Source organism: Neochlamydia sp. AcF65, from assembly GCF_018342435.1.
Taxonomy (GTDB): Bacteria; Chlamydiota; Chlamydiia; order Chlamydiales; family Parachlamydiaceae; genus Neochlamydia.
This window is the reverse complement of record NZ_JAEMUE010000008.1, coordinates 1-19,969: the sequence shown is the minus strand read 5'-3', so window position 1 is coordinate 19,969 and position 19,969 is coordinate 1. Positions and strand designations below refer to the sequence as shown.

18 protein-coding genes and 1 pseudogene are annotated in these 19,969 nt (G+C 37.9%); 13 read left to right on the top strand and 6 right to left on the bottom strand.

Annotation, left to right across the window (positions count from 1 at the left end; genetic code table 11):
- Positions 1 to 17 precede the first annotated feature (17 nt).
- Positions 18 to 1,016, bottom strand: a complete 999-nt coding sequence (locus tag NEOC65_RS00505; protein WP_166155010.1) for a hypothetical protein — start codon at positions 1,014 to 1,016, stop codon at positions 18 to 20.
- 174 nt (positions 1,017 to 1,190) lie between these two features.
- On the opposite strand from NEOC65_RS00505, the gene NEOC65_RS00500 reads away from it, so the two are divergent.
- The 7 genes from NEOC65_RS00500 to NEOC65_RS00470 all read left to right on the top strand — a co-directional run bounded on the left by NEOC65_RS00500 (position 1,191) and on the right by NEOC65_RS00470 (position 7,920).
- Positions 1,191 to 1,793, top strand: a complete 603-nt coding sequence (locus NEOC65_RS00500) for a hypothetical protein (protein ID WP_213155365.1) — start codon at positions 1,191 to 1,193, stop codon at positions 1,791 to 1,793.
- Between the two features lie 63 nt (positions 1,794 to 1,856).
- Positions 1,857 to 2,927 (top strand): chorismate-binding protein, encoded by a 1,071-nt coding sequence (locus tag NEOC65_RS00495; RefSeq protein ID WP_166155014.1) that lies wholly within the window; start codon positions 1,857 to 1,859, stop codon positions 2,925 to 2,927.
- A complete protein-coding gene (gene menD / locus NEOC65_RS00490; protein WP_249298933.1) occupies positions 2,924 to 4,522 on the top strand; it encodes a 2-succinyl-5-enolpyruvyl-6-hydroxy-3-cyclohexene-1-carboxylic-acid synthase in 1,599 nt (532 codons plus the stop codon). Before NEOC65_RS00495 ends, menD begins: the two co-directional genes overlap by 4 nt.
- A complete protein-coding gene (locus NEOC65_RS00485) occupies positions 4,519 to 5,232 on the top strand; it encodes an alpha/beta fold hydrolase (protein ID WP_166155016.1) in 714 nt (237 codons plus the stop codon). The genes menD and NEOC65_RS00485 overlap by 4 nt, the downstream gene beginning before the upstream one ends.
- Complete coding sequence (gene menB / locus NEOC65_RS00480) at positions 5,223 to 6,053, top strand: 1,4-dihydroxy-2-naphthoyl-CoA synthase (RefSeq protein WP_213152269.1); 831 nt, start codon at positions 5,223 to 5,225, stop codon at positions 6,051 to 6,053. Before NEOC65_RS00485 ends, menB begins: the two co-directional genes overlap by 10 nt.
- Before the next feature lie 23 nt (positions 6,054 to 6,076).
- Positions 6,077 to 6,979, top strand: coding sequence for a 1,4-dihydroxy-2-naphthoate octaprenyltransferase (menA, locus tag NEOC65_RS00475; RefSeq protein ID WP_213155364.1), 903 nt, complete (start codon positions 6,077 to 6,079; stop codon positions 6,977 to 6,979).
- Positions 6,979 to 7,920: an enolase C-terminal domain-like protein gene (locus tag NEOC65_RS00470; protein ID WP_213155363.1), complete on the top strand. Its 942-nt coding sequence runs from the start codon at positions 6,979 to 6,981 to the stop codon at positions 7,918 to 7,920. The genes menA and NEOC65_RS00470 overlap by 1 nt, the downstream gene beginning before the upstream one ends.
- 607 nt (positions 7,921 to 8,527) lie before the next feature.
- On the opposite strand, the gene NEOC65_RS00465 is transcribed toward NEOC65_RS00470, so the two are convergent.
- Positions 8,528 to 9,703 carry a hypothetical protein gene (locus tag NEOC65_RS00465; RefSeq protein ID WP_213155362.1) on the bottom strand — a complete coding sequence of 392 codons (1,176 nt, stop codon included), beginning with the start codon at positions 9,701 to 9,703 and terminating at the stop codon, positions 8,528 to 8,530.
- Positions 9,704 to 10,052: 349 nt separating this feature from the next.
- On the opposite strand from NEOC65_RS00465, the gene NEOC65_RS00460 reads away from it, so the two are divergent.
- Entirely contained in the window at positions 10,053 to 11,171 is a 1,119-nt protein-coding gene (locus NEOC65_RS00460; protein ID WP_213155361.1) for an AMP-binding protein, read from the top strand.
- 390 nt (positions 11,172 to 11,561) lie between these two features.
- On the opposite strand, the gene ubiE is transcribed toward NEOC65_RS00460, so the two are convergent.
- The 3 genes from ubiE to NEOC65_RS09670 form a co-directional block, all read right to left on the bottom strand.
- Positions 11,562 to 12,287, bottom strand: coding sequence for a bifunctional demethylmenaquinone methyltransferase/2-methoxy-6-polyprenyl-1,4-benzoquinol methylase UbiE (ubiE, locus tag NEOC65_RS00455; protein WP_166155028.1), 726 nt, complete (start codon positions 12,285 to 12,287; stop codon positions 11,562 to 11,564).
- Positions 12,271 to 12,489, bottom strand: coding sequence for a hypothetical protein (locus NEOC65_RS00450; protein ID WP_166155030.1), 219 nt, complete (start codon positions 12,487 to 12,489; stop codon positions 12,271 to 12,273). Before NEOC65_RS00450 ends, ubiE begins: the two co-directional genes overlap by 17 nt.
- A 634-nt stretch (positions 12,490 to 13,123) precedes the next feature.
- Positions 13,124 to 13,384 carry a DUF6444 domain-containing protein gene (locus tag NEOC65_RS09670; protein ID WP_502710339.1) on the bottom strand — a complete coding sequence of 87 codons (261 nt, stop codon included), beginning with the start codon at positions 13,382 to 13,384 and terminating at the stop codon, positions 13,124 to 13,126.
- Between the two features lie 369 nt (positions 13,385 to 13,753).
- Between NEOC65_RS09670 and NEOC65_RS00440 the strand changes: the two genes are divergently transcribed.
- A complete protein-coding gene (locus tag NEOC65_RS00440) occupies positions 13,754 to 14,014 on the top strand; it encodes a hypothetical protein (protein ID WP_166155034.1) in 261 nt (86 codons plus the stop codon).
- Positions 14,007 to 14,273, top strand: a complete 267-nt coding sequence (locus NEOC65_RS00435) for a type II toxin-antitoxin system mRNA interferase toxin, RelE/StbE family (RefSeq protein WP_166155036.1) — start codon at positions 14,007 to 14,009, stop codon at positions 14,271 to 14,273. The genes NEOC65_RS00440 and NEOC65_RS00435 overlap by 8 nt, the downstream gene beginning before the upstream one ends.
- A 799-nt stretch (positions 14,274 to 15,072) precedes the next feature.
- On the opposite strand, the gene NEOC65_RS00430 is transcribed toward NEOC65_RS00435, so the two are convergent.
- A complete protein-coding gene (locus tag NEOC65_RS00430) occupies positions 15,073 to 17,073 on the bottom strand; it encodes a DUF3604 domain-containing protein (RefSeq protein WP_213155360.1) in 2,001 nt (666 codons plus the stop codon).
- Positions 17,074 to 17,455: 382 nt separating this feature from the next.
- On the opposite strand from NEOC65_RS00430, the gene NEOC65_RS00425 reads away from it, so the two are divergent.
- From NEOC65_RS00425 to NEOC65_RS09850, 3 genes and pseudogenes are all read left to right on the top strand, one after another.
- Positions 17,456 to 18,070 carry a type IV toxin-antitoxin system AbiEi family antitoxin domain-containing protein gene (locus NEOC65_RS00425; protein ID WP_166155040.1) on the top strand — a complete coding sequence of 205 codons (615 nt, stop codon included), beginning with the start codon at positions 17,456 to 17,458 and terminating at the stop codon, positions 18,068 to 18,070.
- Positions 18,063 to 18,923: a nucleotidyl transferase AbiEii/AbiGii toxin family protein gene (locus tag NEOC65_RS00420; RefSeq protein WP_213155358.1), complete on the top strand. Its 861-nt coding sequence runs from the start codon at positions 18,063 to 18,065 to the stop codon at positions 18,921 to 18,923. The genes NEOC65_RS00425 and NEOC65_RS00420 overlap by 8 nt, the downstream gene beginning before the upstream one ends.
- Before the next feature lie 193 nt (positions 18,924 to 19,116).
- Positions 19,117 to 19,873: pseudogene (locus tag NEOC65_RS09850) on the top strand (helix-turn-helix domain-containing protein); the annotation flags it as partial.
- Positions 19,874 to 19,969 lie beyond the last annotated feature (96 nt).

The window sequence follows — 19,969 nt, the reverse complement described above, 5'->3', positions numbered from 1 at the left end:
AGGAAAAATTAAAACTTTTAGATAGGCTGAGCATCTAATAGTAAAGTGTTATATGAAGAGCCTTGATATCCCACATTATTATTTAAAGCAATCTTTTCTTTTTCGTTAGTCTTTTCCTTTTGGCTACCTTCATTTCGATGATAAAGATAAAAACCTACTCTTATTAATATAGGTAGAGCGACGATGGAGATAGCCGCAACAATCGGAGATAGCCCAGCAGCCATTAAATTGACAAAATCATGTGCTTGTATTGGGGTAGTCGTCCACAAAGCAGACAAAGCATATAAGAAATGCTGACTAATGGTGCTGAGAGTAGCTGTTTTAAGATATCTGCTAAGCTCAGGATGAGATTTGTTTAATGCAAGGGAAGCACTGTAACCAGCAGTGGCTGCTAAAATTGCTAAAGCCGGGCCTGCAGCTATGATTAGCACTTCAGCATTAGCGCGTCCGATATATTGCCCTATCGTTGTTAAAGATCTAACGTAGTAAGTGGTATGACCGCCATCAAAAGGAGTAATAGAAATGCTTACAAGAGGATTTTTTATTAAAATTTTTGCTGCTAAGGCATGTCCTCCCTCATGTACGATTACTTCGCGTGTATTAGCATCCACTAACTGACGAAAAGCCGTGGGGATAAGAGTGTTGATAAAACCTAACCAAGAGGTAAGTTGTGCTTTCTTTTCAAGTGCCTTTCCAGAAGTAGAATGCTTTAACTGAAATAAACGGAAGATACAGTATGCCCGTACTAACCTCAGCAATGTAGTAATAGCCAAACTGGCAATCGTAGAAAGCAGCAGCGTGGCCATACCTAATGGAGTAGCTACAAACAAGCAAGCTAATCCTGTGAAAGATAAAGCTATGGATAACTCCAGCAAACTTTTTTTTACAATTTCTTTAATGAGGGCTGTTTTTAACGCTTGGCAGGGATTATAATTTTTTTGTAGGGGCGATTGGAGCTGTTTGCGTGCGAAATTTAAATGATAGGGTTCTTTAGGAATATTTAAAATACTAGCCATAGTTGAAAAATCCTTACATCAATGAAAGCCATATAATTCGAAATACTATATATATAAACGAAATTAAACTAAATAAAAAAACAAATTGCATTTAATAGACTGTTAATAAAATTGGTACTTGCCAAAAAAAAATTGAAATGGCATCAGGTAAGCCAACTAACAAAGAGGTACGCAATGAGAAAATATCAGCTTTTACTCCGCAGCGGAGCAATGACTTTACTATCTTTTTCTCTCTCTATGAGCATGCAAGCGTTTAGCTTTGTCTTTCCTTTGACTAACTTATGCCAATTACATGCAGCTAGTGTACAGTCATTTACGGATGCAGATTTACAGCAAGAATTGCGCCACTTAAAGCAGGAGCCCCCCACCATTCCAAGCATGCCTGTAACGCGTGAGCCTTCCTCTTCTAATGAGAGCAAAAATCAGCCTGTAGCTTTCAAGTACCCTTCTCTCACCCTCGAACAGACTAAGCAGATAAACCAGGAGATAAATGTACGAGTCAAAGAGGCCGAACAGCTTATGCAAAACCAATGGAGAATCGTACAAGATAAAACAAGAATGCCTATGAGCATTGATAAAGTTCAGCTAGAAAATGCTATCACTAATTTAGAGGTAAAAAAAACGCTAGCCGCTAAATTTATCGATTCACCCTCTCTTAAAAGTCCAAACGTACGCGCCATACTCCTACAAGTTCTCAGCAAGGATCTAATCCAAGCATCAGATTTAGCTGCTTTACAAAATGTAGTGGATAGAGAAAGGCCTTATACTTATCCTTGATTTCCTAATTTTAGAAAAGAAATTATTCTTTAAGAGAAAAAAAGAAAATTTAATGGAGGCAACATGAGGTTGGCCCTGCAAGATTGGCGCTGCTTTATAAAATCTGGGAGCCTAATCCGTCTAAGTAAAGATAGCTATTTGATTGGGTGGGGAACACGTACTTGGTTAGAAGACATTGATGACTCAGCAAGCCCTTTTTTTTATTTTCCTGATTTTTTTCTTTCTTCTCCTTGCCCTTGGTTTCAACAGGAATATACAGCTATCGTCAGCCCCCATGAACTTCTAGCTGCTATGCATAAATATTCCGATAAGCCTCTGCCGCTAAGCTGGAAAAATCCTTACTTAAGTCATTTTGAAAATACTTGGAAAGAATTACATAATCATTTTTACAATAAAAAATTAAAAAAAGCTGTGCCCTATGTTTTTGAAGAGAGTTCAAGTACTATGACACCGGATAGGTTAGGCAGTTCTCTTAAGCATTTAATTAATTATGTAAAAGATCAACAGCTCTATGTCTATGGATATTGGGAGGAAACAGAAGGGATATTAGGTGCTTCTCCTGAAATATTATTCAATTATCATAATGCTTTTGAAGGCCTGATCGAAACAGTAGCTTGCGCAGGTACTAAAAGATATAGGGAATCTGACTCTACTTTCATGCAGGATTCAAAGGAATTATATGAGCATCAGATGGTTATTGAAGGCATACAAGAATCTTTATCTTCTTTAGGAGCGGTAACTATTGGAGAATTACAAATATTACAGCTTCCTAAAATTTCTCATCTTATGACTCCTATCTATTTAAAAATAAACGGGACTGCAGATTTTTTATCTCTTGTAAAAGCTTTACATCCTACACCTGCGTTAGGTGTTTTTCCTAAAGAAGAAGGGAAGGAATGGTTACAGTTATACAATAAAAAAATCGATCGTTGGCGTTATGGTGCACCAGTAGGCTGCCTTTTCGATAGTAAAAAACAAGCTAAATGCATTGTAGGTATCCGCAATGTTCAATGGAATAGTCAAGGGGCAAAAATTGGAGCAGGATGCGGAATCGTGCCCGCTAGCCAATGGCACCATGAATGGCAAGAAATTAATTTAAAGCTTCTTTCGATCAAAGAGATGATATCTTTATGAATATGAATATCCTTTTCACAAAAGATAATGAAGAGTTAGTGATACAAATCTTGCAAGAGCTGCTTTACAGGGGAGTTAAAGAAATATGTGTTTGCCCCGGCGGCCGCAATGTCCCTTTTATCACGGCTTTGGAGAAAACTGGGCGGTTTAAACTTTATTATTGGCCCGAAGAACGTTCAGCTGCATTTTTTGCTTTAGGGCGTAGCAAGCGTATGCATCGCCCCACAGTAGTTTTAACTACCTCCGGAACAGCAGCCGGCGAGCTTTTGCCAGCTGCTATGGAAGCTTATTATACCGGCCTCCCTTTGATTTTATTGACAGCCGATCGTCCTCGCCGTTTGCGCGGCACAGGAGCGCCCCAGGCAGCTGAACAAGTAGGCTTATTTGGGCATTATGCTGTCTTTGAACAAGATATTGCCGCTGGAGAGTTGTGTACACTTCAAAAATGGAAGCAAAATGGGCCAGCCCATATTAATGTTTGCTTAGAAGAACCTCTCAATCAAAATTTTAATGCATGGAAAGAGCTAGATAATAGATGTATACCAGCGACCCCTCAAAAGGGAGACATGGAGGCTGCAAAAGCAGCTCTCGATCAATTTATCCAAACAAATCGATATCCTTTCATAGTGGTAGGCGCTTTATCTTCTCAGGCAAGACAAGCCATTGTAAAATTTTTATCGAATTATCAAGCTCCTGTTTATTTAGAAGCAACTTCTGGTCTACGAGAAAATCCTTCCTTACTTGCGCAGAGTATAACTAGAAGCGAAAACATATGGAGAGCCGCTGAAAACGCAGGCTATCCAATAGATGGGATCTTACGCATAGGGGGCATTCCCACCTTTCGTCTATGGCGTGATTTAGAAGAGCTTAAAGGTAGAATAAACGTTTGTTCTATCAGTGAATTACCTTTCACAGGTTTAAGCTGGGGCTCAAATTGCTTGGTACCTTTACACGATTTTTTTTCTATTTATAGATATAGTTATACTATAAATAAATCTTGTAGCGCATGGCTAAAAGAAGACCAACGTTATCAAAGTAAACTCTTGACATTATTGCAAGAAGAGCCTCAAGCTGAGGCTTCTCTTATCTATCATTTATCTAAGCAGATTCCCTCTTCTTCTTTAATTTACTTGGGCAATAGCCTACCCATACGAGAGTGGGACGCTTATGCCACCCGTGAGGAAAAACATGAAAATATATTTGCAAATCGCGGATTAAATGGTATTGATGGTCAGCTATCTACTTTTCTAGGAATGAGTTCCTACTCTCAGCAAAATTGGGGAATTATGGGTGATTTAACTACCCTTTATGACCTTGCAGCGCCTTGGATATTAGAACAGTTAAAAGAAATAGATCTTAATCTCATCGTCATTAATAATAGTGGAGGAAAAATTTTTGCTTCCATGTATGCAAATAAACAGATACAAAATCAACATCACCTTCGTTTTAGGTCTTTTGCTGATATGTGGAATATGCGCTATGTGCATTATACACATTTACCCGAAGCTATATCCTATGGAGGGCATCAGTTGGTTGAAATTATGCCAGACGAAACAGCAACTATGCGTTTTTGGAATTGTATAGAGAGTTTATGAATAAAATTCATGCCCTTCATGGTTTTTTAGGTCTTCCCACCGATTGGCAAAGGTTTAGCCTTCCTAATTTACATGCATATAGCCTTAGACACGCTTCTCTTGCTCCCGCTGCTGATAAACTATGGGGGTGGGCTCAGCGTTTTAACCGTTTGGTGCAGCCAAGGCATGATGATATCCTAATAGGTTATTCGTTAGGAGGAAGATTAGCATTGCATGCTTTGCTAGATAATCCTAAGCAGTGGCGTGCAGGAATTGTCATTTCGGCCCATCCGGGGATCACTTCCAAAGAAGAGAAAATAAGGAGAGTAGAAGCTGATAATGCCTGGGCAGATCGTTTTGAGAATGATCCCTGGGAGGCTGTTATAAGAGCTTGGAATTGCCAAGCTGTTTTTAGGGGTAAAAGCTTTCCGATTAAACGCTCAGAACATCAGTTTTCACGTAAAAATTTACAAGATCAACTAAGATTTTTTTCCAAAGGCCATCAAGATGACCTATCAGAAGCTTTAAGAGACTTACCCATCCCTATCCTTTGGATCACTGGACAATTAGACACCAAATTTTTAGCTAAGGCTTATGAACTTACTTTTTCTCATCCTTTATCACGTGTGGAGAGCATCGCTCATGCCGGGCATCGAGCTCCGTGGGAGCAATCCCTTCTTTTTCTTAAAATTATTCAATCATTTATTCAAGAGGTTTTATCATGTCCGTAACGTCATTTCTTTGGACGTCTATTAAACAATACGTGGATATCAAACTAGAAAAAACAGAAGAGGGTATTGCTAAAATAACTATCAATCGTCCTGAGGTGCGCAATGCCTTTCGGCCCGAGACTATTATAGAAATGCAAGATGCTTTTGAAGTCTGTCGTAATGAATCTTCTATTGGTGTAGTTATATTAACAGGGGAGGGAAAAGAGGCTTTCTGTGCGGGTGGCGACCAACGTGTTAGAGGAGATGAAGGATATATTGGCGCCGATGGAGTCGCACGGCTCAATGTATTGGATTTACAAAAACAGATTCGTTCTTTACCTAAGCCTGTTGTTGCTATGGTAGCAGGTTATGCTATAGGAGGAGGGCATGTCCTACATATAGTCTGTGATTTGACTATCGCTAGTGACAACGCTCGTTTTGGGCAAGTGGGTCCACGTGTAGGCTCTTTTGATGGAGGCCTGGGGTGCAGCTATTTAGCTCGTATTGTCGGCCAAAAAAAAGCACGTGAGATTTGGTATCTTTGCCGCCAATATAGTGCACAGCAAGCCTTAGAAATGGGGTTAGTAAATTGTGTGGTTCCTTATGAAGAGCTCGAACAAGAAACTATTCGCTGGTGCCGCGAAATGCTACAGCATTCTCCTCTAGCCTTGCGCTGTTTAAAAGCGGCTCTAAATGCCGATTGTGATGGCCAAGTGGGGCTTTTAGAACTGGCGGGAAATGCTACAATGTTATATTACATGACTGAAGAGGCCCAAGAAGGAAAGAAAGCTTTTTTAGAAAAACGCCCACCTGATTTTTCTACTTTTCCTAGGCTGCCTTAAAAGAATAAAAAGTGATTTAAGCAATGAATGGTAACTTTCTTAAAAAGCCAGCTAAATGGCAAGCTTTTACTTGGGCTTCTCGCCCTAAAACCTTGATATTAAGCATGGTTCCGATCTTTGTCGGTACTATACTTGCCATTAAGTATACTTCGCATTTTAAAGGAATAGCGTTCGCTTCAGCTTTGCTAGCAGGCCTTTTCATTCAAGTGGCCGTAAATCTAATTAATGATGCTCTTGATTTTAAAAAAGGGGCTGATAACACAGCAAGATTAGGACCGGAGCGTGCCACACAAAAGGGTTGGCTGAGCTTTCATGAAGTATTATATGGTGGATATTTTTGTCTAACGCTCGCCTTTATCATAGGCATACCTATGATCGTGCAAGGCGGTATCCCTTTTTTAATTTTGCTTATCGTTGCCTCGTTACTAGCTTACGGCTATACGGGAGGGCCCTTTCCCTTAGCTTATTATGGGCTAGGAGAATTGTTTGTGATAATTTTTTTTGGAATTATAGGAACCCAAGCGGGGTTTTATTTGCAAGCTGGTAAGATTGCAAAAGAAGCTTTCTTAGCTGGTTTGCAGATTGGTTTATTGGCAGCCGCTGTTAATGCAATCAATAATCTACGGGATATAGAGAGTGATGAAAAAGCAAAAAAAATAACGATGGCAGTAAAATTTGGGAAAACTTTTGCCCGTTTAGAGATCACCCTTTTAATTCTTTTGCCTTATTTTCTAAGTTTACTTTGGAGTGATCTAGGTTTTTACAAGGCGGGGCTATTGTGTTTCGTGACCTTGCCTTTAGGTTTTACTCTTATACGCTGCATTTGGTTTTATGAACCCTCTAAAATCTATAACACCTTCTTAGGAATGGCTGCTTTATTAAACCTATTATTTGGGTTGTGCCTATCGGTAGGATTTTGGTTGTAATGAAAATCCAATGTTCCTTTTATGAATTAACTAGCAAGCAGCCTATTCAATCAAAAACCCTTCACTCTTTAAGGCGCGGAGCCTTGTTAAAAGTTACCTTTGAAGGGGGAATTATAGGCTATGCAGACTGCCACCCTTGGGAAGAGCTAGGCGATTTACCCTTGCAAACTCAACTGGATTTATTGCAAAGAGGAAAATGTACACGCCTTACAACCCAATCAATTTATTTTGCTCGCGCTGATGCAAAAGCGCGCGCCAATAAACGTAGCTTATTTGAAACTTGTAAAATTCCTATGAGCCATTATCTGATGGCTCATCTGGATGAGTCTAGCCTCAATAATCTTCAAAAGGCATGGGAAAATGGCTTCACTTTTTTTAAAGTAAAATTAGGCCATAATCTTTCATTAGAAGAAGAAATCTTTGCAGAGATGGCTCATTTGTTTCCTCATGCAAAATGGCGATTAGATTTTAATGCCAAATTAACTGTAGAGCAATTTTGGGCCTTCATGGAGCGCTTACCTATTCCCAAAACCTCTATTGATTACATAGAAGATCCCTTTCCTTTTACCTATAAAGCTTGGAAAAAGGCATTTGAAACCTTTCAGGTGCCTTTAGCAGCCGATGAATTTTTTAAAAGCGCCTATGGGCAGCCTGAAGCGGCTCAGGTATTAATCATGAAGCCGGCTATACAAAGGTTGAAGCAGGTAGATATTAGGCAGCGCCTAGTAGTAACTTCTTATTTAGATCATCCTTTAGGGCAAATGAGTGCAGCATATATGGCTTCTCTTACCACCCCAGAGCCCTGCGGGCTTCTATCGCATCATATTTATCAGGATAATCCATTCTCAGAAATGATAATCAATCAGGGTCCCTTTTTACAACCTGTAAAAGGTCATGGCCTGGGCTTTGATGAGCTTCTTGCAAGCCAACATTTTGAATAAATCTTAAAGGAGGAGCGAAAATCCGGATGGCAAGTGGCTTGTCCTAAGCTAATATGTTGATCATAATATTTGCCTGTGGGAAGCCGAAACTGGAAAATGTATGCACACTTGGGCAGGACAATACCTATGTAGCATTTTCTCCGGGCAGCAACTCGATAGCCATCTTAATCGGTGTATACGACAAGAATGTTCACTTTTGGGAAATTGTCACAGGAAGATATTTATATACTTTACCCATCGATGTTTTTTATTGTGCATCTATATCTCCCCTAAGGCAGGGCATTTTTTTGTTAATAACCACATGCTTGATTTTTTCCCCTTAGGAAAAAGCTATTTTAGCTTCCAACAAAGAGGTGATAGCAGCTCAAATAGGTGAAAAAAAAACTTATGGTCTAGAATAGAATAATAAAGTAGAGAGGCTTAGCTACAAAAAATTAAGGCAGATCATGAGCAGATGAGAAAAAAAGTAGGATAGCAATAAAATTTTCTTTCATGAAGTTTGATAAGCGAGTTCAATGACGCTCATGAGCGTGATGCAGTCATCTAAAGGCCTCTATAATTCAAAAGTGGTTATCTAATGTATAACAGTTTATTTAAACAGCAGAAGTTACCTGGAAGCTAATTTTTTTTGCTGTTCTATTAAATCGGCATGCTCAGCCTCTTTTATCTCTTTTAAAATTATTATTTTAGCCATTTTTTCCTCGTATTCTTCTTTAATTTTCAGCGGCTCTTTTATGGGCTTCTTTGCCCACCACCACAGCTTGGCATTTTCTTCTATACAAAGCTGGTTTTCAAATAATTGGTTCGTGCATTCTTCATCTAAGTCTGCAAGCTGAGAGGCGAGATGGCGAATATCTTTTAATAGATCATCAATTTGGTGGTTTAATTCCATCTTTTTTGCCTTTATAGCATCATCCTCAAACAAGCTATGCTGAGAAGCAAAAGATTGTTTAACTAATATGCTTGCTTTACTTGACTCAAAAATAAAAGTTTCCTCGCAAACATTCACCTTCTCCTCGTGAATTTCAGGGAAATCATGGCTATCAATCTCTTGAGGGGCGAGGGGGAGTGCATTGTCTCCAGCCTCTTCTGCAGCTTCATAATTGACCGCAGCTTTTTCGTGTTCAATATCTGCCAGGTTAGCATTAAAAATGGCTAGTGAAGGGATGCTTTCTTGAGGGGTAGTTAAAATAGTGATACTTTGAGAATCTATCGAAGGCTCTAGGTTTGCTACCTGTTTATCTCGCCTCGCTTCATTAAAAAAGAGGTCATCTCTCTTGTTATCAACTTCATTGTTAGCTAAGTTATCTTTATTGACATCTGAGCTGCTTTCACTGGAGGCCTTCCGGTCTAAATGATCTAAAAAGCCGATAGGTTCACTTAATTTCTCAAGCTCAGCGTTGGACTGCTCTTTTGAATAGCTCCTGTGTAATTTATACGCTTGTCTTTCTTCTTCTACGCTTAGGTTGTTGGCTTCCAAGTATTTGTTGAAAAGAACTATACAAGGCTTTTGGGGATGGCGAGCCATGTAGGCAAACCTTTCTAGATTATCTTTAATAATTAGCTTAGCTTTTCTGTAAGCTTTTGAAAATATTTCTAAAACAAAATCCATAATAGTATTCCATAAGCCTACTCTTACTTTAGATAGGGTACGGCTAACCACACGTTCTCCTAAGGTTCCATGGTTAACAATACATTTAGTCTCGTCGAGAAATATTTCTTTTTCTTTTAAGGCAATTTGAAATTTTTGATAGGAGTTAATCTTAATATACTTATCTAACATACAAAGTCTTGGGTATAATATTCGGCTAAGTTATAGGATAGAATATTTATTCTAATATATTTTATGGTTTTAAATGGATAGCATTTATTTGAGTAGTCGATAAAACAAAGATTATTTTAAGTTTTGGGCTTACTATAAAATAGCAAAAAGGCTTTCTTAATTTTTCAAGGGAGAACTAAAATGCTTCTACCAAGAAAGAGACTATTTTCCTATTTTTTACTTGAGAAGATGGATAACAATGAGATAATACTAATTTTTCATGGTGTTAAAGCTTTCCTAATGTATTTTATAGCGATAGGGCAAAAAGCTTAAAGAAATTTAAATTTTATAATCGTTTGATAGCTAACCTATGATTAAGATCAACTGGCAGTCTACTGAATCGCATCTATTGTTAAACCCTCGTCTTCCTGTAAGAAAACCTTCGCTCTGGGAAACAGGGGAAATGCTTATCAATAAATTTGAGAGGCATCTATGGTTAACCACCTCAGGATCTTCACAACAAAAGCTGGTGGCCCTTTCTAAAGATGCTTTATTAGCTTCTGCTCAAGCAGTTAACTATCATCTTCAGGCTACCTCAACGGACATTTGGATTAATCCTTTACCTTTGTTTCATGTGGGAGGCCTATCTATCCAAGCACGTGGGTATTTAAGCGGAGCAACAGTTTACACTTTCGCTGAAAAATGGTCAGTGCGGCATTTTTATGAAATGCTTTTAGCTAATAGAGGAACATTAACTGCTCTTGTGCCTGCACAAGTTTATGATCTAGTGGTCAGTAGATTACCAGCCCCTAAAAGCTTGCGTGCTGTTATTGTAGGAGGAGGGGCGCTACAAGGACCCTTATATACCCAAGCGCGTGAATTAGGTTGGCCCTTGTTGCCTAGCTACGGATTAACTGAATGCTCTTCTCAGGTGGCCACGGCTAGTTTGCATAGCCTTTCTACTTCTCAATTTCCGTCCTTAGAAATACTTTCTCATGTACAAGTCAAAACAAATGAGAAAGGGTGTTTTTGTCTTTCTAGCCCTGCTTTATTAACTGCTTATGCCTCTCTCAAAGCAGGGGAGTGGCAGCTCATCTATCCTGTATCGGAGGGATGGTTTGTTACTGAAGATGTAGGAACCCTATCTCAAAATTTTTTAAATTTAAAGGGTAGAAGAGGGGATTTCATAAAAATTGGGGGAGAAAATGTAGAAGTAGGGCGCTTGGAAGAAATTTTGGAAGGAATAAAATTAGAGCAAGGCATCCATAAAGATATGGTGCTAGGAGCTATCCCAGATGAGCGGTTAGGGTATGTCATTCATTTATTTAGCACTACGCCTTTAATACAATCTGTACAAACTTTATATGATAAACGCGTACTGCCATTTGAACGTATTAGAAAAGTTCATATCGTGCAAGCTATCCCCCGCTCATCTCTTAAAAAATTATTAAGAGGGGAGTTAATCCATCTTGCATCTCAGTCTAATTAACATACAAGAACTTAAAATCTAGGGCTTACTCCAAGTAACATTTAATGTTTTCTCCCTCAGAGATATATTTTTTAACAAAACCTAAAAGCCCTTCCTTCCTTATAGAAGAGAGCCATTGAAACATCCAGAGAAACTCCTTTAACTACAAAAACAGCCCCAAATTAAAATTTTATTACTTAAAAAATGCTCCCTTCATTCAAAAGGAAAATAAAGCCTTTATCAATTGCCTTACTTACTTACTTACTTACTTACTTAAAAGCATAGGAGAGTGTAAAGAAGTTAAGTTAAAAGCTTAGATTAACATTAAATTTAATCACAGGGGATGTATGCTTCTCAAAAAGAAAGTCTCTCTTTAAGCTTTTTTAGACGTTTAGAATTAGCTAAAGGTTTTTAATTACCTTTTTTAGCTACCAGAATGGTAGCGATGCCGCCCATAAGGGAAATCATAGAAGTTTGCTTAAAGCCTGCTAATTTAAGCATACTCTCTAATTCTTGAGGGGATATGAATGAATGAATGCTATTGCACAAATATTCATAAGCTTCGCGATTAGAAGTTACTAATTGGCCCATGATAGGCAAAATAGTTTTTAAATATAATTTATGTCCAGCCTTTATAAATGGCTGTGTAGGTTGGGTAAGTTCTAAAATCCCTACTGTGCCCCCAGTATTTAACACCCGATAAATTTCATTAAAACATTGCTGAGGATGGGGAATGTTACGGATCCCATAGGCTAGCGTAGCGCTTTCAATAGATTCCTCAGCCAAAGGGATTTTTTGAGCATCGGCTTGCAAATAAGTAAGGGTATGAGGCTGAAGATTTAAATGATTCGCTCTTTCTTTAGCACAGCAAAGCATTTCTGGACAAAAGTCTAATAGGTATGCCTTACAAGGTAAATGGCACCTTTTTAAATACTTAAAAGCAATTTCTCCCGTGCCACAGCACAGGTCTAAGTAAGTGGAAGGGTGTTGCTTTTCCATGGCTGTACGAATAAGCTTTTTGTTCCACAATTTATGCATTTGAAAAGAAAGTATAGCATTAGTTTTATCATATTGCTGAGCGATGCTCCCAAACATTTGCTGAAGAGACTGGGGATTATCTTTATTGTAAAGACTCATCTTTCTTTCCTCCTTTCCTACATAGCCCGCAGGAGACGCTCTCATCTGTGCATTTTTCTTTTTGTAATTGCCTAGGAGTGCGGCCGCAAGCCCCAGGCTTAATTTTTATTCTGCCTGTAATCCACCAGCTAATTCCTAGCAGAATAAGAGAAATTAAGACAATGACAAAAGCTATGAAGACAGTAAGCATTAAATTAGACATGCACAAACCTTGTTAAATATCTATTAGGGATAATAGAGCCTACCATGTAAAGCGTAAAGAGATAAATTAAATTTTCATCAAGTCGAGGATAAAAAAGAATAGGAAAGCCCAAATTTTTATCCTCTCTTTATCTTTAAGGCTCAGAATTTTTTACTATATCAGGCAGGTCAAAATTATAGAAAAAATGGGAAGAGGATGCCACGCTAGATAAAATGTTGCAGGCTTGCTTGATACAGCTTAAGTTTGCTGGAATATTAGATTAGGAATGTTTAGCAGCCGATGTTTTTTCTTTAGCAGGAAAAGGAGGAGGGCAAAAGATTAATTATAGATATACAAGCAAAGGAGTAATTACCTATTGATTAGCAGAGGCAAAGGGTATGGCGGTGGCTCAATATTTAAAGGAGGTACCTGAAATTTGATAGGGTAGAGAAATTAGATGATAAGCGATTTCGACGTTTGCCGGGAGTAAGGTGCACCCCCTTTAATAAGATGTTACAAATTTTGCAACAAGCCGCTAAGGCAAAGAAGATTAAAGGCGTGCGTAAATATAAATTAACTTACTTTATGTACATCTGCTCGTTACTAAATCTATTTAATGCGCCAATGGTTTAATTTCAGGAAGCTCGATCTGCTGTCATGAAAAAAGCTTATCAGTTGCATGCATTACAGAGTGGCAGTTTGGACAAACTTTTAGGCAACGCACTTCATGTGAGGTAACTGCACTAGCAGCAGGTAGCAGTTGACGGCTAGCACCAGGAGGATAAGGTCGATTTTCTACTCTCGGTAATGATGAACGATTAGCATTTTGACCTGTCGATGGTGGCTTGGAACGATTCTTAGAATTTTGATTAAGCTGTTTTTCCAACTGAGCTATGGGTGCTTCAAGCTTGGTGATTACCTTTTCTCATCTATTCACCATGGCTTTTAGCTGAGCATTTTCAGCTTTTAGCTCTGCATTCTCTGTAAATAGCTACTTGTCTGAAGGTTGCATACCATTCAATATGTGATTAAGTAAATATATAGTCAATTTCTCTTCTCACTAACAAAAATTCTTAGATTTTCACTTTTTTAGCTTCCTACTAAAAATAAATTTACATTTATTCTTTCTAAAATTGAGGTAATGATGAAGCTTTTTAGGGTAGATTAGGTCGAGCTATTCTAAAACATGAGATGTTCCCCTAGTTTTAGTCTTTCCTAGTTTTAGGCTTGCCTATAAATGTTTTCTTTAATATCATAAAGATATCAACCCTTAAGGAGGAGTTATATGACTGCTCGTTCGCATAGAGTAAAGGTCACCATTGACGTTTCTGAAGACGAAAGAATTTATATTAAGATGTTAGCCGCTAAGGAAAGGATGACTATTAGTGATTTTATTATGTCCTTTGTTAGACCTAATATTCCTTATGGACAACCCAATGCTGAAACTCGAAAAGCATTGTGCGATGTAGATAAAAGAAAAAATCTTACTCATTGCAAAAACTTAGAAGAATTTTGGGCAGCAATGGGAATAGATCCGCGTGCTTGAAATTGAATTTACCACAGCTATAAAGAAGGACTTAAAGAAGTATCAATATCAAAAAGATATCCTTCTTGCCCTTCATGAAGTTATTGACATATTAGCGAAACAACGTTCTCTACCCTCTAAACACCGTGATCATCATTTAAGGGGTAATTGGATAAATCATAGGGAGTGTCATGTTAAAAACGATGTCTTACTCATCTATCAAATCAATGATAATATTTTATTTTTAACTCGCTTTGGCTCTCATTCTGAGCTTTTTTAAAAGGAGTTGAGGAAGCAATAAATCATTTTTAAGCAGCGATTTTGCTGAGGGGGGGGTTAATAACGAAATTAAACTTATTAAAAGAAAAGCCTAGGATTTGGTAAATCTTGAAAAATTTAGGATAAATAATAATAGATTTTTTTAAGATAAATTTTAGCCACGCAAATCTACGAAGAACCCAAATTCTAAAATTTCTCTTCAAATGAGCATAATAAATGAATTTGGTAGATTAGAGCTAGTTAGCCTTTTTAATGAATTTTTAAAGTATAAAATGCATGTTTTAGTGTGCAAATATGCTTTTAATCAGATGCCTAGTCTTGCCAACATGATAAATGCTAGGAATGAGGAGCGAGCTATTATAAGTGCTAGACGAAATACCACTAAGTAGTCCCTTGTGCAATCCCATACGCTTTAAGAAATATTATGCCCTTAAGTAAGAGAGGCAACTAAGGAAGCTTAAATTTTCCCTTTAAACTACAGACTTAGTTTTTTTAAAGCCTATTGGTTGATAGAATTACTGATTAAGGCGTTTGCCAGATGTTTCTATTTAAGAAAACCTTAAGAAGATATATAGTCTAACCCTCAATTATGCTCTACGCTTTTATATTAAAAAAAGCAGTAGAGCTTTTAAGGCTTACTAAATTTCTTAAGTTTTTCAGCGTCTAAAGAGGCTTAAATGTTTAGATATAACCATTTTATATAAGCTATAGTATTCAAAAAGCTTTACGTAAGAGTCTATTGCAGAACTGGCTACAAAAAACTCTTAGGGTTAATGTTAGACTATAAAAACTTTCATTTTTTATTCGTCTTCATCCTCATCATCTTCTTCATAATCAAAATCATTATCCTCTTCTTCTTCAGCAATCTGAAGAGATTCTAATTTTATAGCAGGCTTAGCATTTTTAGATACGGGGCGTTTAGGTGCACTAGGCACATAATCTACCCAGATAGGAGAAGACCAAGCCATGTGGCCATCTTCTTGCACTACTCTAATATAATAAAAAACAAAGGGAGGTTTTTTATCTTTACTGGCCACGGTAACGGTCTCTAAAGGGGTCATATCATCAAAGGTAAAATCTAAGCTATAGCTTTCGGGATGAAAAGATTTAAGGACTTTTCCATTACGTATAATTTCCACGGATTTTAAGCGTGTAGTACCGGCAACAAATCCTGAAATATGCCTATTAATCAGTAATCCATGTTTTTGAGCAGTAGAAATCTCGCTACCCATTGGCATACCTGCTATATACAGCCCCACAATGATTCTCTCTCCTGTAGTCGCATAGCAAGAGCGTGTATAAAGAGCCTCAGCTAAAGAAGCACGCGTATGCTCGGGTGCAATAATCGCTGTTAAGCCTGGAGAATATTGAACTTGATCTCCTTCAAAGAAAGGTGCATAAATACCACGATCGTCAAGGCCTCCTGCTACGAATCCAAAGCGACAATTATTCAAAAGAGCTTTTTGGATAGAGCCTTCTGCACTTTCTTGCACTCCTACTTTCCCATGCGATTGGATGGGTCGTAGATTCCCTTCTTTCTTTAGACACTCGGAAGAACCCCAAGCATTGTAAATTTCTACTACTCTCTCATAGTCGGGCTCAAAATTTTTGAAGTTATACTCATAGCCTTTACCCATCGTGAAAGTAGGAATAGAGATAATTTCTTTAGGAGAAAAGCTTTTATAAATTTTTTTAAGGGTACTATATTTAGCATCTTTTTTACGTAAAGGTTGTTTATGGTCTTTAGTAAAAACAATTTGTCGAATGCCTTCTTCTTCAGGGATACCAGGCCACTGGGTTCCTAAAAAGGTAGTAAAACGATCATTTTCATCAAATTCCAAAAGATTTTGACTAATGAGCTTCCACATCTCATTGGATGTCTCCTCTTGACTTTCAAAGGGAGAGGCCCCAAAGAAATTCATCCCTTTATCATCTCGGAAGTGACGTAAACAATTTTCAATATTTTCTGTGGAATCAATTCTTTCCGATTCCCCATGTAAAATTCCCCAAAAAACACTTTTGTTATTATCCGCAAAACATTTAATAGGAGGAGATTGAAAGACTTGCTGCGTATAGGTATTTAAAAGTCGGATGGTGTAAATACCTGGCTCATTAAAGTAAAGATTAGGAAGGGCAATAAAACCCGTTTCAGGAACAAATAATTTCCAGTTGAGATTTTCGCGTAAGTGTTCATAGGAAAGCTCTATAAGAGTTTCGTCAGGCGCGTCGCTGGTTAAGTTTCCATATTGATCTTCAAAGCGCACAATAACATCAAAGCGTTTATTACGCGTAACATAAGAAGGAGCTACGACACGAATTGAACAGAGAGTATTTCCTTTTATATCTAAGCAGAAGACTTCTGGTTCACCATAATTTCCTTGCCCTGTTGGATCTACATAAATATGGAAGGGTCGCCTACGCTGAGAATTTGTCTGAGCCCGATTGCCCCCCTTATTAGCTTTTTTTAAATCGGTGGTACCAATCACTATAGTAAAGTTGCTACCCGCTTCTAAGGCACTGGGTAAAATAAATTCGAAATCAGGGGTAAAGTGAGCTGTTGAAGGCACTTCCTTTGCTGAAATCATTTTGCCATTTTCAAGCTCTCCATAGATAATATTTGTTATCTTTTTGATATTAGAGCTTGGAATTTGCCAATCGATATCTCGACCGTTGCTCAGCATATCAAATTTTAGACGTGTACCTTTAGGAAGAGAGGTCGCAGAAGTATAAATAAACTTCCAATTATTAACCTCTCCTGCTTGAGCAGAGGCCGGTTCACAATAGCAAATAGATCGACGCATGTTATGTTACTCCCTAAATTTCTATAGAACTATGCCATTATGGGAGATGTCTTTTTCTTTTTCAAGGGTGATGTGCACCTTGGGTTTTTTAAGTGTTTTTAAAAAAAATTGCTTTTAATAAAACATCTATTTACGCCTCCCAAGAAAAGTTAGAAGGCTATATTCCAAGTAATTATCAATATTAAAGAATATTTTTAGCTATGAATATATCTCACTAAGAGACCTACTTTTAGAACTAACACTTTATATCAATGAGCCAATCGCACGTATACGTATTTAAATTGTCTATGAATTTCTCCTTCTTTGTCATAAATTTCTTGACTCCCAAAACACTTTGGTACAATATTACGGATATTAATGAAAAAATCCGCTATTTTGTACCATGAAAAAAAAATCAAAGCTTGAATTAGCGCTTGCAGCCTTTCGGAAGGAAGGAGGAATTCTTACTATGTCGGAAGCTATTGCCATAGGTATACATCGACGGGAACTTTATACTCTTCGAGATAGAGGAGATTTAGAAATTGTTAGCAGAGGCTTATATCGATTAGTCGAAATGCCTGCCCCTTCCTTGCCGGACTTTATGCCAGTTGCTAAAAAGATTCCACGGGGGGTCATTTGTCTTATTTCTGCTCTAGCATTTCATGAGGTCACTACTCAAATTCCTCACTTCGTTTACGTTGCTTTACCAAGTCAAGCTCATAAGCCTGCCATCTCTTACCCACCCATGCGCTATTTTTGGTATACTGAAGAGCTACTAAAAACAGGAATTCAAGAACACGCGATTGATGGTTGTACATTTAAGATTTTTGATATAGAAAAAACCTTGGTTGATTGTGTGAAATTTCGCAACAAAATCGGCATGGATGTCGTTCTTGAGGCGCTAAAGATGTATTGGCACAGCAGAAAGACAAATTTAGATAAACTCTTTGAATATGCTAAATTATTTCGTGTTAAGAAGATTCTAAAGCCAATTATGGAGACGATTGTCAGTGGATAAAGCTGTTGAAAAACCTAGAAAGAATCTTGGCGAATCGATACGCCAACGATTAAAGAATCTATCAGAGCAAAGAAATCGGCCATTTGATGAAATTCTTCGTTACTATGCTATGGAACGATTTTTATACCGCCTTAGCCTTAGCCCCTATGCAGAGAAATTTTTTCTTAAAGGTGGCCTCATGCTAAAAGTCTGGGATTCAACGGATCATCGCGCCACTATGGATATCGACCTACTTGCTAAAACATCTAACCAGATTGATAATTTACAACGCATCATTACAGAAGTTTCAGAAATGGGCTGCGAGGAAGATGGGATCTCTTTTGACACGCAAAAACTCATTCTTCGCAATACACAAACTGGTGGGGATTATAACGGGGCAAGTAGTAGTTTCTCGGCAAAGTTATTCACGACAAAAATGCCTGTTCTTATTGACATTGGATTTAATGATCTCATTATCCCGAAACCTCAGCGGATTCAATATCCCACGCTTCTCGGAATGCCAAAACCAGTCTTGCTAGGCTATACTTTAGAAACTGTTATAGCTGAAAAACTAGAATCAATTGTAAAACTTGCTCTTGTGAATACTCGGATGAAAGATTTTTACGATCTCTGGACTATCTTAAGGCATCATGAAATTAAACCCGAAAAGTTAAATGTTGCCATTCGCGAAGTGTTTGCGAACCGCGAGACTCCTTTGCAGCGCCCAATAGCATTTACACGGGCATTTTATGACACCAAGGAAACTCAGCAACGTTGGAATAATTTTCTTTCTACCATGGGTAAACAGCAAGTTAAATTTGAGGATGTCATTTTGGAGCTGTCAATTTACTTAAATAATTTTTTTGAAAATTAATCAATCTTCATAAATCTATTCTTAATTGTAATAGACAGGACTTAAACTGACAGTGGTGATGAAAATAAAGGAAACGAGATTTAAAAGCCGCGAAGCTTGAAGCTCTGTTGCTTATCGAAAATGGTAGGGCTAAAGTTTAAGTGAGCGGCTCCAAGACCCACAAGGAGTATCAAACTGTCAAATCTAGCCATTCATCAAAAAGTTATCAAAAACCAAGTCAGGAGTGTTAAAGTTTGCTGAAACATTAGGAAATGTATCTTAAGGCGTGTAAGATGATGGGATATCCTATAGATAGCTTTTATAGATTTAAAGAGCTTTACGAAACTGGTGGAGAGGCAGCTCTTCAGGAGATGGCCCGCAAAAAGTCCTGCATAATAAATAGATTGGACGAGTCTATCGAAAAAGCTGTGGTTGATTTTGCTCTTCAAAAGCCTGCTTATGGACAGTTAAGAGTATGTAACGAGCTTGAAGAAACAAGGAATTTTCATTTCGCCAGGAGGTGTGCGTTCTGTTTGGCTTAAGATATAATCTTTAAAACTTTCCAAAACGCCTCAAAGCATGGTAGTTAAGGTGGCTTTAAGAAGAAATGATATTAACAGAGGACCAAATAAAGGCTTTTGAAAAAGCCAAGGAAGAAAAAGAAGCGCATGGCGAAATTGAAACTGACCATCCAGGTTATCTATTCTCCCAAGATACCTATTATGTAGGCACTATTAAAAGCGTTTAGAAGCATTTATCAACAGACCATGATCGATACTTATTCTAAGATAGCCTTCATCAAATTATATGATAGGAAAAATGCGTTGTTAGCAGCGGATATGCTTAAATGATCCGAGTCACTCCTTGATTTGAAAGGCAGGATGCTCGAATTTTGAGAGTGTTAACCGATCATGACAGAGTACTGTGATCCAAGAGAGCAGTATGAGGATGAACTTTATCTGGCCATCGAAGGTGCGCCGCAGGCGCGCAAAGAAGTTCAATATGAACTAAAACTTTGTGCTTAAGCTGTACAAATGATGGAGAAGGCCCTCCGAAGTCGGTTTTCA

Bases quoted from the DNA above. Each gene is read 5' to 3' on its own strand.
- menD (WP_249298933.1), top strand. From the start codon at position 2,924: ATGAATATGAATATCCTTTTCACAAAAGATAATGAAGAGTTAGTGATA.
- NEOC65_RS00440 (WP_166155034.1), top strand. From the start codon at position 13,754: ATGACTGCTCGTTCGCATAGAGTAAAGGTCACCATTGACGTTTCTGAA.
- NEOC65_RS00470 (WP_213155363.1), top strand. From the start codon at position 6,979: ATGAAAATCCAATGTTCCTTTTATGAATTAACTAGCAAGCAGCCTATT.
- menB (WP_213152269.1), top strand. From the start codon at position 5,223: ATGTCCGTAACGTCATTTCTTTGGACGTCTATTAAACAATACGTGGAT.
- NEOC65_RS00430 (WP_213155360.1), bottom strand. From the start codon at position 17,073: ATGCGTCGATCTATTTGCTATTGTGAACCGGCCTCTGCTCAAGCAGGA.
- menA (WP_213155364.1), top strand. From the start codon at position 6,077: ATGAATGGTAACTTTCTTAAAAAGCCAGCTAAATGGCAAGCTTTTACT.
- NEOC65_RS00425 (WP_166155040.1), top strand. From the start codon at position 17,456: ATGAAAAAAAAATCAAAGCTTGAATTAGCGCTTGCAGCCTTTCGGAAG.
- NEOC65_RS00495 (WP_166155014.1), top strand. From the start codon at position 1,857: ATGAGGTTGGCCCTGCAAGATTGGCGCTGCTTTATAAAATCTGGGAGC.
- NEOC65_RS00500 (WP_213155365.1), top strand. From the start codon at position 1,191: ATGAGAAAATATCAGCTTTTACTCCGCAGCGGAGCAATGACTTTACTA.
- NEOC65_RS00505 (WP_166155010.1), bottom strand. From the start codon at position 1,016: ATGGCTAGTATTTTAAATATTCCTAAAGAACCCTATCATTTAAATTTC.
- NEOC65_RS00465 (WP_213155362.1), bottom strand. From the start codon at position 9,703: ATGTTAGATAAGTATATTAAGATTAACTCCTATCAAAAATTTCAAATT.
- NEOC65_RS00485 (WP_166155016.1), top strand. From the start codon at position 4,519: ATGAATAAAATTCATGCCCTTCATGGTTTTTTAGGTCTTCCCACCGAT.
- NEOC65_RS00460 (WP_213155361.1), top strand. From the start codon at position 10,053: ATGATTAAGATCAACTGGCAGTCTACTGAATCGCATCTATTGTTAAAC.
- NEOC65_RS00450 (WP_166155030.1), bottom strand. From the start codon at position 12,489: ATGTCTAATTTAATGCTTACTGTCTTCATAGCTTTTGTCATTGTCTTA.
- ubiE (WP_166155028.1), bottom strand. From the start codon at position 12,287: ATGAGTCTTTACAATAAAGATAATCCCCAGTCTCTTCAGCAAATGTTT.